The sequence below is a fragment of the Nostoc sp. KVJ3 genome, from assembly GCF_026127265.1.
GTDB lineage: Bacteria > Cyanobacteriota > Cyanobacteriia > Cyanobacteriales > Nostocaceae > Nostoc.
Map to the genome: position 1 here is coordinate 1,990,276 of NZ_WWFG01000002.1, position 13,045 is coordinate 2,003,320.

Sequence of the window (13,045 nt, forward strand, 5' to 3'; positions counted from 1 at the left end):
ACAGTTTTAATCATCTTGAACTAAAAACTTTTCTTTGCTAGTTTGCTTTTCATTGCTAAAAATCCATAGTATAAATGAATACTATATTATAAATAATCATGAGTTGGCGATGTCTACAAAGGGTTATAAGTAGTTGCACAAAAATATTTACAGTCATTACGAGCGGAGCGTCTCCAAGAGTTGCAATCCCAACCGCAAGCGAATTGATTCATTACGCTTTGCTTCCTTAGCAATGACATTGTGTAATTAATTCTGTCTAAGTACTTACCTGAACCTTTGCCAGTAGCATTCCTGGAGGTTGGCTTGTCGTTCATCTGGATTGCCTCAAGCTTCCGATCTTGATGCCAATAAAGTGTTAGCTGAAAAATTCTTTCAAAAATGAAGTAATTCTCATACTTTGGTTAATTTGTTCTAGTTTTTTCCCAATAAATTTACTACTCTAATGTAAAAATGATACTTACTGTTTGTTGGAGACGCAATTGTTAGGAAAAATCCGACGCTAAAACAGCGCAATCAAGCTAAAAAATGGCAACGGAGATTAAAGTCAGAAGTTTGCTATTTGATATCAAGCATCTTAAGAAATCGGTAGAAGGCGGGCTGTATGGCTTTGCAAAAGTTAAAAATTAACTAGGGATAGTTATTAGGGATATATAAGATGAACAGATTAACCTTTTATATGATTTTGTTACATGGTTTGTTTTTAGGAATAGCATCAGCTAGTGCTAAGTCACCATCTGTAAATGGATTTGATCCAGAGTTGTCATCCAAGGATCGGGCTGTGCGCCTTTTAGAAGCTGTAGTTACAGCTAAGAGTCAGTTAACAACAGAAGCTTCTTTAACTAAAATCTCGGTATTACCACTAAACAATCTTAGTATTCCCCAGGAACAGAGGCTAGCGTCAGGTCAAGTTTGGGTAGTTAATCAAAATAAACACGTGCAGCCTCAACCATTTATTTGGGTAGTAAAAGACCTGAAAAAAGCAGAACAGCAACCATTTTTACAAGTTGCAAAACCCGCAGAACCACCTAAACCTAGCAAAACACCAACGGCAAAGGATGAGTTAGAGCCATTTGACCAAGTAACCAAAGACACCCAAAAGTCAGGGGGATTGTTTACCATTTATCGGAATAAAGAAAAGAATAAAATTTATCTAGAAATTAAGCCAGAACAACTCAACAAAAATTACCTCGCTACGACAACCCTAGAATCGGGTATTGGGGAACGAGGTATTTATAGCGGTATGCCTCTGCAAGATTTTTTATTTTATTTCCAACGGGTGAATGATAAACTACATTTTGTCATCCGCAATGTCAATTTTCGCACTCGTGAGGGAGATCCCCAGGTGCGATCGCTAGCCCGGTCTTTTAGCGACTCTGTTCTTTACACTATTGCCATTAAAAGCATTCATCCACAACGCAAAACTATTCTCATCGACCTGGGCGATTTGTTACTCACAGACTTAGCAGGATTATCTGCCAGTTTAGGAGTACCAGCAACCACAGACCAGTCCTATTTCGGTACAGCGAAAGTCTTTCCCCAAAACTTAGAAGTCGAGTCAGTTTTAAATTACTCTGGTGGCGCTGGTCATGAGAGTGAAATACCAGGTTTTGCCTCGCTACCTGACAACCGTGGTTTTACCCTGCGCGTCCACTACAGTCTCTCCCAATTACCTGATAAAGATTATCGACCGCGCCTTGCTGACGATCGCATCGGCTACTTCATTACCGCCTACCAAGATTTATCCAAAGACGATCGCGGTGATTCTTTTGTCCGCTACATAAATCGCTGGGACTTAGAAAAACAAGACCCAAATGCAGTAATTTCTCGCCCCAAAAAACCAATTGTCTTCTGGATTGATAACGCTGTACCTTTAGAGTACCGCGATGCGATGAAAGAAGGGGTGTTAATGTGGAACAAAGCCTTTCTCAAAGCCGGATTTAAAGATGCAATTGAAGTCCGCCAAATGCCTGATGATGCTACATGGGACTCAGCCGATATTCGTTACAACACAATTCGCTGGATTAACACAGTCGATGGTTATTTTGCAATGGGGCCATCCCGCGTTAACCCCTTGACTGGAGAAATTTTGGATGCAGACATTCTCGTAGATGCTAGCTTTATCCGGGCCCTTAAGAGTGAATATCGCAAAATCATCCAACCCAGCCAAACAGAAAATCGGACTACCATCTCAGCTTTGATGCAAAATCGTCTACTTTGTGCCAATGGTTTAGATGGGAAAAACAGCGGTGTGCCTCAGCAGATGCAAGGGCAACAGGGGTTGTTGAATCATTTATCGAAAATGGCAGGTGAGTACGATTTATGCTATGGCATGGAGGCTGCTAACCAGTTTGCTTTTGGTTCACTAGCGATGTCACTGCTGCCTGATACCATGGCCACACCAGACAAGGTAAAAGAATATATCAATCAATATTTACGTTTAATCATTGCTCATGAAGTTGGGCATACTCTTGGTTTACGTCATAACTTCCGTGGTAGTACACTGCTACCACCCCAGGAGATGAATAATACGGAAATTACTAAAAACAAAGGTCTAACAAGTTCCGTAATGGACTATATTCCCCCAAATATTGCCCCTCAAGGGACAAAACAGGGAGATTATTTTCCTAGCATGGTGGGGCCTTATGATGAATGGGCAATTAAGTACGGCTATATGCCCATTAAGACATCAACTCCCATCGCAGAAAAGCCAATATTAGAGGAAATTGCTGCACAATCTTACAAGCCAGAGTTGAGTTATTCTACAGATGAAGATATGTATGACCTTGACCCTACATCTGATGCTTGGGATAACAGTAGTAATGTACTGCTTTATTCTCAGTGGCAGTTGAATAATTCTCGCGTGATGTGGGAACGTCTTGATAAGCGTTACCCACTGGCTGGTGATAGTTACAGCGATGTGAGCGAACGTTTTAGCACAGTATTGGGCAACTATTTTCAGCAAATATATTACACCACAAAATACATCGGTGGACAATCTTTTTATCGCATTCACCCTAGCGAGATTCCTTCAGGAGTTAAGGAACACCGATTACCATTTGAACCAGTACCAGTTGCAGAACAACGGCAAGCTTTAGAAACGCTACAAAAATATGTATTTGCAGAAGATGCCTTCAACTTTTCACCGGAACTATTGAATAAATTAGCACCTTCCCGTTGGCTACATTGGGGTAGTTCTCCGCAAGTTGGTCGGTTGGATTTTCCAATTCATGACTTGGTGTTACTTATGCAGGGTTCGGTATTGCGGGATTTACTCTCAGGCGATCGCCTCTCTCGCCTCAAGGATATTGAACTAAAAACTAAGCCCGAAAATGCACTGAGTCTACCGGAGTTATTTGACACTTTGCAATCAGATATCTGGACAGAAGTAATCAAACCAAAAGGGAAGTCAGTGAAGATTGCTAGTTTGCGGCGAGGCTTGCAACGGCAATACCTGGACATTTTGACGGCTATGGTGTTGCGAAAAGAATCTGTGCCAGAAGATGCTCGGACTCTCGCTTGGTATAAACTCAAACAATTGGATGAGAAACTCAAGGAGGTGAATTCCAATGATGAATATACTAAAGCACACTTACTAGAAACGCGCGATCGCATTGAGAAAGTCTTGAATGCACCGTTACAAGGGAATTAAAAAAGTTAGGAGTTAGGAGAGACGCGATTAATCGGGTCTGTACGTTAACGTGAGTTCGACAAGTCTTATTTGACCTCTCCTTTAGCCCCTCTCCGACACGGAGCTACAGTGTACACACAAGTCTTTTAGAATTGCCCCACAGCTTTTATATCTTAAGGGCAGATCATTGGCTCTACCTGTGTTTCACTGTTAAAAAACTGTACGCGATACACATCTGGATTGCTCAGTTTTTCCCATTCAGCATAACCAATGCGATCGTCAAAATGCTTCAGAATCAACGCCATTAAATTGCCATGCGTCACGATCGCAATTGTATTTGTTTCTTGTTGTAATATTTCATCAATTACAGCTATGCCACGCGCCATAGCAATACGACTTGACTCACCACCATCTAGATATAAATCAAGATTGGTAAATGACTCAGCCAATCGCTCACGCCAATCATTAAGCGGTGTTGTACACAGTACGCGCTCAATAAGTCGATTATCAGTCTCAATTGAAAGACCCAGACGTTCAGAGAGTGGAACAATTGATTGATATGCTCTAACAAATGGACTGGAGATCACCCGCTCGATACCCAAACCGAATAACAAATCAGCAAGAGCGATCGCTTGGAGATTGCCTTCTGATGTAAGAGGTGCGTTAGGTTCTTGTCCAACGGCTTGACAATGTGGCACAATATACAAAATTTTCCGCATCAAATTTATGTACAAAAAACTTAAAATGAGGCAGCAAATGAGAAAATTTTCTCCTGCTACCTCTGCTTTTTCCTAACTACTCAATGCCTTTAAAAACCGTTGCAAACTCTTAAACACACTGGGCTTTCTCGCAGGTGTTGCATCTGTTGTTATTTGCGGTTGTCCTTTTAGAAGGATCAGATCCAAATCATCACCCGATGGTTTTGTCGGTAATTCGGCAATTCTTTGATATTCGCCGTTGGTTTCCAGCCAAACTTCCCACTGTCCTGGGTAGCAGCGATATAGGGCACTTTCATCATCTACGGGGCGCAGATAATAGGCGGGTTCAATGGTATTGAGAAAGCGATCGCGGATTTTTCTAGCTGTATAACCAATACCCACAACCCCAGAATCTTCTAAACGGGGATTTAACAAGACTAAGGGGCGATCGCCTATTACTTCACACAACTTTTCCAACTGCGGTACTTCTACGGAAGTGGGGGCGATGAATAAGAAAATTTCATCCTCTGGCTGAATCTTTGTCTGCAAGGAAGCAGCCCTACCTGTACCAATATCCAAAATTTGAAATGGTGCATCAGCCCAATCGCGGCGGGCTAAAGCCGCAGCCCCAGCGTCAGCAAAGAAAATCTTCAAACGCGAATCATAATCTGTAAACACGGGCAGAAATTGTTCCGCCACCGGCATGAACTTGAGTTCTGGGAACAGGAACTCAACTTGTATCCGAGTACAGCCATCTGCAAGTGCAGCTTGGACGGCTAGACGAGATTGGGCGATCGCATCTTCAAGACTGTTAGGAAGTTCACTCATAGTTTTATGATGTCGCTTTAGCATTACTTCCATTGTTCCAGTATTAGCTCTGATTTTTGGCAGCGGCGACATATAGCGCTGATTTACATGATATTAGCGATCGCTTGCAAAACAAACTGCCCATTTGTGCCGATCAGATAAAACCTAGATATTTTGATACGCGATACGCAAGTAAAATCCCTGCAATGCCACCAATAACGCTAAAGAAGATCGAGGCAAATGATAGTAAACTTCCACCCCACAAGACTGGGATGTAGCTACCAATTGTAGAACCAACGAACATCCCAATCCCAATGATGAACTTATTCATTCCAGAAAAGCCTCAAAAGTAATCAAAATAAGTCGTAATTGAACTCCTTTATGACTCAAAATATTACCTTTTGGGAAAAGACTTGTTTAACACTACGGTGATGGAGGGAATACCAGTATCAGAAATGCTAGGGTAGTAAAATTTTTCACCAATAACTGGGAACCATATAACTATTCAGAACGAGGCGGTAAGTAGTCGGACAAAAATATTTACAGTCATTGCTACCCTTCTTCTGACGGAGACGCTCCAAGAATATTCCGCTTCCCTCCATTCGTAATGACATTGGGTAATTAATTCTGTCTGACTACTTATTTAACCAAACCAGTGAGACGCTTCACAAGCTGGTGGAATTGTCTCACAAACATTATGGTTAATCCAATCTGACTTTTCTTGAACAATTAAACAAATGCCTTGGTGAATCAAATTCTGTAGGTGGAGTTGCTGCTCTAAGGATTTACGAGGCAATTTGTAATAAGCCAAGCTTCCTTGTTCAACGTCCTCTAAAGAAATATGTCCGTCAGAAATAGCGCTGTAAAAAGAGGGAATGCGGGTGAGGACGAAAGCAATTAGCTCTTGGCGTAAGTCAGGAATCGCAAAGGCTTTTTGATATGGATGATATGGATATGCATCCAAAACGCTTTCAATCTCTTCTACTACTGATTTTTGTGTTAAATTGACTACCTGTTTCATAATTCTTAAACTCCTTTTTTAATCCAATCAATGATGGGTGGAGCAAACAACTTTTTTAGATGTCAACGTCGTTATGACAATCAGTTCAAACTAATTCAGATGATAGATGCAAGGGACTCTAGAGCTAGCTTTTTATCTTGGTAGAATGTCAGACATTTGGCTTTGCTGATTTTAGTTAAAGCTTATACTGTTTCACAGCATAACTTCTTAAAAGAGCATCCAATATGCTGGTAGCTTATCGATATTTTATATTTATAATCTTCATTATTTCACTTTTATATTGAGAAGCTATAAATCTACATAAAACGCAGCATAAAAGCTAGGGGATCAAGGTTAACGGCAATAAAAGCTTTGAATCATGAACAAGTTTTTAATGAAGTTAAGCCTTATTGGTAATGTACATCACATTAGATATCTCCAGAAATTAAATATGCGTTATACAGAACCCTTGTGTAGACGTAGCAGTGCTATATCCATACATTCTTTTTCACCAGATGTCTATTTTACGTTGGCTGCAAAAATTGCTGGTTTATCTAAAAAACTTATTTGTCACACATTGATTTAGTAAGTCAGAAAAATAGAGACTCACTAGAGTGCAAAATTAGTCTAGCGACTGATGAAATGATCGGACAAAAACGTTTAAAAAGTTCACATTATCTAAAGGCTGATGGCGAGGAAAAATTGAGGATTTTCAACCCACCCACGTAAGAGGTTGTTTGAAAAGTGATATCAAGTATAATTTATTACTCCCCTTAATCCCCCCGATGTATTGGGGGGAAACAAGAAAATCAAGTCCCCTCCCCAATACTGCGTAGGTTTTGGAATTTCTTGGTTGAGGCAAGCTGTTCTTGAGCAGGGGGAGAAATGGAGGCAGTTGCTTCCCCTGCCTCCATTTCTCCCCTGCCTTCCCTGCTTATCCGAGCAGTATTGATTCCCCTCCCCAATACATACAGGGAGGGTTAGGGTGGGGTAAAAGAATATTTGATACATCCATCACGATTTTTCAAATATCCTCTAAGCTTTGCCTATGTAGGTGCAGTTTATAACTTCAGTATCCGTGTATCTGTATCCAAATGAGAAGCGCCATAGATGAATCCTCAAGCTACAATTGCAAGTAGCGATGCATCCTCTACATCTAACCTTCATCTAACTCAGAGGCTATATAATTTTTACACACATAGCTGGCGCTTATCTTTCTTAGCCATAAGTTCTACTTTATAGATATAGCCATTTTCTGGAGATAGTTTACTTTTAATTAAATCTTTTTACTTTTAAGTCCAAAATTCATACACATCTAAAAATTTTGGTAGAAGATATGATATACCAAATCAGCCAAGAAATAGTTTAATTAACAAAACTTTTTTGGCAATTGCAACAAGTAGGTGATAGCGTGCCATTTGCCACCCATATTCATCAACTTGCCAAAGATTTTAAAAACTTTTAATTAAGAGGTAACGATGAATATTAATAAATATGAGAAAAATGTCATTTTAATAGTCGATGATACTCCTATTAACCTAGAATTGTTATTACATTTTTTAGAGGATTACGGCTTTAAAGTTTTAGTAGCCGAAGATGGGGAAAATGCACTTAAAATAGCAGGGAATGCCTCACCTGACCTAATTCTATTAGATGTATTAATGCCAGGAATTGATGGGTTTGAAACTTGCAGACTTTTGAAAATAAATCCAGCTACTCAAGATATTCCCGTAATATTTATCACGGCAATCACTGACAAAATGGATCGAGTGAAAGGCTTAAATCTTGGTGCAGTAGATTACATCACTAAACCTCTAGAGTATAAAGAGGTTTTAGCTAGGGTAAATACGCATTTACGTTTACGAAATCTCACAAAAAAACTAACAGAACAAAATAAACGTTTAGAGATGGAAATCTTGGAACGTGAGCGGGTAGAGGAAAAACTGCGATGTAATTCAGCTGCATTAGAGGAGTCGAACAATCGCTATCAAGCACTAATTCAAGCAAGTGGTCAGATTCTCTACGACTGGCATTTACATACTAATGATATTAAATATGGGGGCAATGTAGAGCGAATATTAGGTTACTCTATGTCTGAGATGTTAGGAGGTTTGAATCGTTGGCTAGAGTTGGTTCATCCTGACGATCGAAACTTCTTTAACGAAGAGATCAACCGTGTTTTATCTACAAAAGGGCGATTCCACCTTGAATTTCGTGTATGCCGCAAAGATGGGACTTACATTACAGTTGAGAACAACGGGTATATCTTTTTAGACTCTACAGGTAAAGTTGCTCGCATGGCGGGCTTTGTAATAGATATTACTGCAAATCAAGCTGTGCTGCGCGAACGCAAAAATGCAGAACAAAAAATTCGCGAACAAGCTGCTTTACTCAACATCACCACAGATGCGATTCTGGTTCAAGATTTAGTTAACAAAATTCAATTTTGGAATAAAGGGGCTGAACATCTCTACGGTTGGATGGTAGAAGAAGCACTGGGTAAGAATGCCAATCAGCTTTTGTATCGAAAGCAAAATTTTTACCAAATGAAAAACATTCAGAAAACTCTAGTTGAACATGGTTCGTGGCAAGGTGAGTTACATCAAGTTACCAAACAAGGCAATGAGATAATCGTTGCTAGCCGCTGGACACTGGTAAATGATGATGAGGGACAAGCCAAATCCATCCTAATTGTCAACTCTGACATTACAGAGAAAAAACAACTCGAAGCGCAGTTTCTCCGCGCCCAGCGAATGGAGAGTCTTGGTACTCTCGCCAGTGGTATCGCCCACGATCTTAACAATGCATTGACACCCATGTTGATGACAGTGCAACTTTTAGAGCCAAAACTTCCAGATGAAAAAAGTCAGCAATGGCTAAAAATTATGGAAACAAACGTTAAACGTGCCGCAGATTTAGTTAAACAAGTACTGTGGTTTTCACGTGGCTCTGTAGGTAACTTTAAAACTTTACAGGTGCATTATTTAATTTCAGAAATTGAAAATATTGTTAAGCAAACATTTTCTAGAGCTATTGAAATCCGCATTGATGTTCCTCATCAAAACATCTGGAATATCTTTGGCGATGCTACTCAACTGCACCAAGTAGTGATGAACCTCTGTATTAATGCTCGTGATGCTATGCCTGATGGCGGTATCCTCAAGATTTCTGCAAAGAATTTCTGGGTTAATAGCCACTATGCCCGGATAAATATTGATGCGAAGGTGGGTTCTTATGTAATGATTAGTGTTTGTGATACAGGTATAGGAATTCCCAAAGAAATAGTAGATAGAATTTTTGAGCCATTTTTCACGACAAAAGAAGTGGGTAAAGGGACAGGACTTGGTCTTTCAACAGTGCTTGGTATTATCAAAAGCCACGGCGGTTTTGTCAATGTACTGACTGAAGTGAGCAAAGGCACAGAGTTTCAAGTTTGCTTACCCGTTATGCAGACAATGGATATGGATATAGATAGTAAATTAACTGAAGATCGGGAATTCCTAGCAGGGCATGGAGAATTGATTCTTGTTGTTGATGATGAAGATTCAATTTTAGAGGTTACTCAAACCTGGTTAGAACAAAATGCCTATAAAGTTGTAGTGGCTAATGATGGCATTGATGCGATCGCACTGTATACAAAACATCAACAAGAAATTAATGTAGTATTGATTGATATGATGATGCCAAGCATAGATGGGCCAACAACTATCAATGTGTTGAAAAAAATTAATCCAGATATCAAAATTATTGGTGTTAGTGGATTAGCCTCCAATCATGAAATGATTAAAACTCTTGGTAATAGTGTCAAAACCCTTTTGTCTAAACCTTACACCTCAAACGACTTGTTAAGAAATTTACAGATGGTGATTAATACAAAGTAGAGTTTGTCATTTGTCATTAGTGAATAAGTATTTGGACAAAAATATTTACAGTCATTGCGAGCAAAGCGTTCGCGAATAGCGTCTCCAAGAGTTGCAATCCCAACCGCAAGCGAATTGCTTCATTACGCTTTGCTTCATTGGCAATGACATTGTGTAATTAATTCTGTACAAGTACTTAACCAATGTCCAATGTCCAATTAGTGGTAATATGTTTTTATGGCTGCTCTAATCCTTGCTATTGATGAACAAACTACTGGATGAAACGCTGTCAATCACAACTGCTGAACGTATAAACAGCAGAGCTAGCACTCCCTTTGATAATGCTTACAAAGCAGCATTATCCACTGAGGGGGCAAGATATGTTCAAGGATTTTTAACTTTTTCGGGAAAGCCATACAGACCAATTGAACACAGTTGGATTGAGATAGATGATGCCTCTGAGGTACGCATTATCGATCCCACATTACCGCACCTGAACAAAAACCCCCAAGAACTCTGGTATTTTGCAGCACAAATGCTAACAGTTAAAAAACTGAAAGCCATTATTGAAGAATCAAAAGAAGATTATCCAGAAGATGAACCATTGCCAATTTATGGCGATCCACCTTATGAATATTATGGTGATGTAATGTTAGGTGGTCAAGATTATTTGGCAGCATATCAAGCCGCAGAAGCTAAATGCCAAGAAATCAACCAACTCAACCCTGAGAGAAACTAAATAATTCGTAATTCGTAATTACAAGTTATTTAATATGATTTTCCATCACTGCCAAAGTATTCTCTATAGCCACAAATTTTGTCTCCACGCACATCAAAAGAAACCGCTACCCGATTTTTGTAAAGCTCACCGAACAAAAGTCCTTCATCTCGAAACTCAAAGACAGCCGTTGTTTCGTTGCTGGTAACACGGTCTAGACCAGTTAGGTTTAAACCAGGACTGAAGGCTTCAAAAACGTACTCGAAAAATTCTCTAGCTCGTTCTTTTCCAACATTCAAACCGTGGAATTTACCCATTGGGAACCAAAGGGTAAAATCTTCTGTGAGCATATCTAACAATGGTTCCCACTGTCCAGTTGCCATACCATGCGTAAGACTCTCAAATGCCTGTCGAGCAACTTTTAAAGTATTTTCTGAATTTTGTGTCATCTCACCCCTGACTGGATATAAACTAATACCGTCTTCCTTAAAATCTCACAACTACTTTGCCACAATTCTGACCACTGAGGAGATATTCTACAGCGTCGGGTATTGATTCTATGCCGTTAAAGTGGGTTGGGTCAACGGCAACTTTAAGTTTGTCTGTGTAGAACAGATTTAAAAGGCGATCGCGTGCCTCTGCCATATATTCCTTATAATGAGGCATGAGAAAGCCTCTCACAGAAGCAGCTTTCCAAAATAGTTGGTGATAGAGGCGTGGTTGTGTAACTTCTTCTATAGTTCTTGCGTATTCGGAGATAAAACCAACGACTACTAAGCGTCCCCGCACTGCCAAGTTTTCAACGCAGGTATCAAATACAGTTTTACCTACGCAGTCAAAAATTAAGTTAATGCCATTGGGGTATTCTTGCTTGAGGACTTGATTGAGATTTTCTGTACGATAGTTGATAATGCGATCGCAGCCTAATTCTTTCAGTAACTTTGCTTTCGCCTCAGAACTACAAGTACCAATGACATGATTTCCAGCTAACTTTGCCAATTGCACCGCAATATGACCGGTTCCCCCTGCTGCTGCTGTCACTAAAACTACTTCATTACTTTTCATCTCCCCCACTTGTTCCAGTGCAACCAAGGCTGATACACCTGTAGGAATCAAGGTTAAAACTTCTGGTGTGGCTTCCCGCACCTTCACCGCTAAGTTTGCATCTATAACCTGATATTCTCGATAACCACCACCACGTGCTGTAGTTATGACAGCATCCCCAATTTGAAAATCTTTAACATTTTCACCCATAGCGATAACTTCCCCTACAGCTTCGACACCTAAATCAAAGGGAGGAATTAAATTAACATAAGGAACATCACCACGGCAAAGTAAGGTATCAAATCCACCGTTAACACCAGCAAATTTGTTTTGAATTAAAACTTGGCTAGCAGCAGGTTGGGAAATAGGAACTTCAACGATTTCAATGGCAGATTTAAAATCTTGATTAAGTTGCTTTGCTATTAACTTTCTGTAAGTTGTTGCGTTCATTTCTAAATCAAAGCTTTATCCCACTCTAATTGATGAGCTAAACCATACTTGATAAAATCTTCTTCTTTAGCTTTATCGCTTTTACCAAAAACACCTAAGCTATAAGGATTATCTTGCATCCTTTGTGTGACTTGCTCTTTTTCAAATCGGATTACTTCATCTCTAGGCTTATCCGGTTTAAAAAAGTCTACAACCAAAACAGTCCTATCATAATTGGTATAATTATGCGGGCAGTGTGGATAACTATGATCTAAAACTAGGAATTTTCCTTCATGCCAATAAAGTTGTTCATGGCATATTTTCATAGCCACATCTCCCTCTGGCACGATTAATCCCAGATAACCACGATTCATGTGAGGATTATAGTTTACATGCAGTTTAATATCTAAACCAGGATGGAATGTACCATAATATACATTTCTGATGATCTCATTATCAATAGAGTTCACATTTTTTATTACTTTAGCTAAATTCGGGAAATATTTCTCTCTTAATATAAATGCTTTTTGGGATGCCTCATCCGACCCGTAATCAGGATATTGTATTTGATGTGCCTGGATATATTTTTCAATAAAAAGACCTTGAAATAAAATACCAAAAGCACTGTATTTTGAATCACCTTTGGTTTTAATCGTTTTACTTTTAGGCCCCAGAATATTGTAAGTTAACTTTAGTTCTTCATCAGATGCCTGGTTAATAAAGCGTTTAAATTCCTCTCTAATTAGTTGCCAGTTATCTGCAAAAGTTTTTAGAAAAGTAAATTTATTTGGGTCTATATGATATTCATTAAAAGTTTCCATTGTCTTTTCTCCTGAAGGTGATTTCATAAAAAACCGTTAT

At 39.4% G+C, this 13,045-nt stretch carries 9 protein-coding genes; 3 read left to right on the forward strand and 6 right to left on the reverse strand.

Translation table 11 applies throughout. The features are described 5' to 3' along the window. Window positions 1-655 precede the first annotated feature (655 nt). The gene (locus tag GTQ43_RS24560) at window positions 656-3,649 is read left to right on the forward strand and encodes a zinc-dependent metalloprotease (protein WP_265275322.1); all 2,994 of its coding nucleotides are present in this window, start codon (window positions 656-658) and stop codon (window positions 3,647-3,649) included. A 152-nt stretch (window positions 3,650-3,801) separates the two neighbouring features. On the opposite strand, the gene GTQ43_RS24565 is transcribed toward GTQ43_RS24560, so the two are convergent. The 3 genes from GTQ43_RS24565 to GTQ43_RS24575 form a co-directional block, all read right to left on the reverse strand. Continuing rightward, complete coding sequence (locus GTQ43_RS24565) at window positions 3,802-4,347, reverse strand: histidine phosphatase family protein (protein WP_265275323.1); 546 nt, start codon at window positions 4,345-4,347, stop codon at window positions 3,802-3,804. A gap of 72 nt (window positions 4,348-4,419) precedes the next feature. Further along, window positions 4,420-5,154, reverse strand: a complete 735-nt coding sequence (locus GTQ43_RS24570) for a DUF1995 family protein (protein ID WP_265276541.1) — start codon at window positions 5,152-5,154, stop codon at window positions 4,420-4,422. A gap of 622 nt (window positions 5,155-5,776) precedes the next feature. Further along, window positions 5,777-6,154 carry a hypothetical protein gene (locus tag GTQ43_RS24575; protein ID WP_265275324.1) on the reverse strand — a complete coding sequence of 126 codons (378 nt, stop codon included), beginning with the start codon at window positions 6,152-6,154 and terminating at the stop codon, window positions 5,777-5,779. Window positions 6,155-7,611: 1,457 nt separating this feature from the next. On the opposite strand from GTQ43_RS24575, the gene GTQ43_RS24580 reads away from it, so the two are divergent. Together GTQ43_RS24580 and GTQ43_RS24585 are read left to right on the forward strand one after the other, a co-directional pair. After that, the gene (locus GTQ43_RS24580; RefSeq protein WP_265275325.1) at window positions 7,612-10,014 is read left to right on the forward strand and encodes a response regulator; all 2,403 of its coding nucleotides are present in this window, start codon (window positions 7,612-7,614) and stop codon (window positions 10,012-10,014) included. A 241-nt stretch (window positions 10,015-10,255) separates the two neighbouring features. Next, a complete protein-coding gene (locus GTQ43_RS24585; protein ID WP_265275327.1) occupies window positions 10,256-10,732 on the forward strand; it encodes a hypothetical protein in 477 nt (158 codons plus the stop codon). Window positions 10,733-10,761: 29 nt separating this feature from the next. Here the strand turns inward: GTQ43_RS24585 and GTQ43_RS24590 are convergent, their stop codons facing one another. The 3 genes from GTQ43_RS24590 to GTQ43_RS24600 are packed head-to-tail and all read right to left on the reverse strand — an operon-like array spanning window position 10,762 to window position 13,005. Beyond that, complete coding sequence (locus GTQ43_RS24590; RefSeq protein ID WP_265275328.1) at window positions 10,762-11,160, reverse strand: nuclear transport factor 2 family protein; 399 nt, start codon at window positions 11,158-11,160, stop codon at window positions 10,762-10,764. A gap of 37 nt (window positions 11,161-11,197) precedes the next feature. Continuing rightward, the gene (locus GTQ43_RS24595) at window positions 11,198-12,205 is read right to left on the reverse strand and encodes a zinc-binding dehydrogenase (RefSeq protein WP_265275329.1); all 1,008 of its coding nucleotides are present in this window, start codon (window positions 12,203-12,205) and stop codon (window positions 11,198-11,200) included. A gap of 2 nt (window positions 12,206-12,207) precedes the next feature. Beyond that, the gene (locus GTQ43_RS24600; RefSeq protein WP_265276542.1) at window positions 12,208-13,005 is read right to left on the reverse strand and encodes an aspartyl/asparaginyl beta-hydroxylase domain-containing protein; all 798 of its coding nucleotides are present in this window, start codon (window positions 13,003-13,005) and stop codon (window positions 12,208-12,210) included. Between the last annotated feature and the right edge of the window lie 40 nt (window positions 13,006-13,045).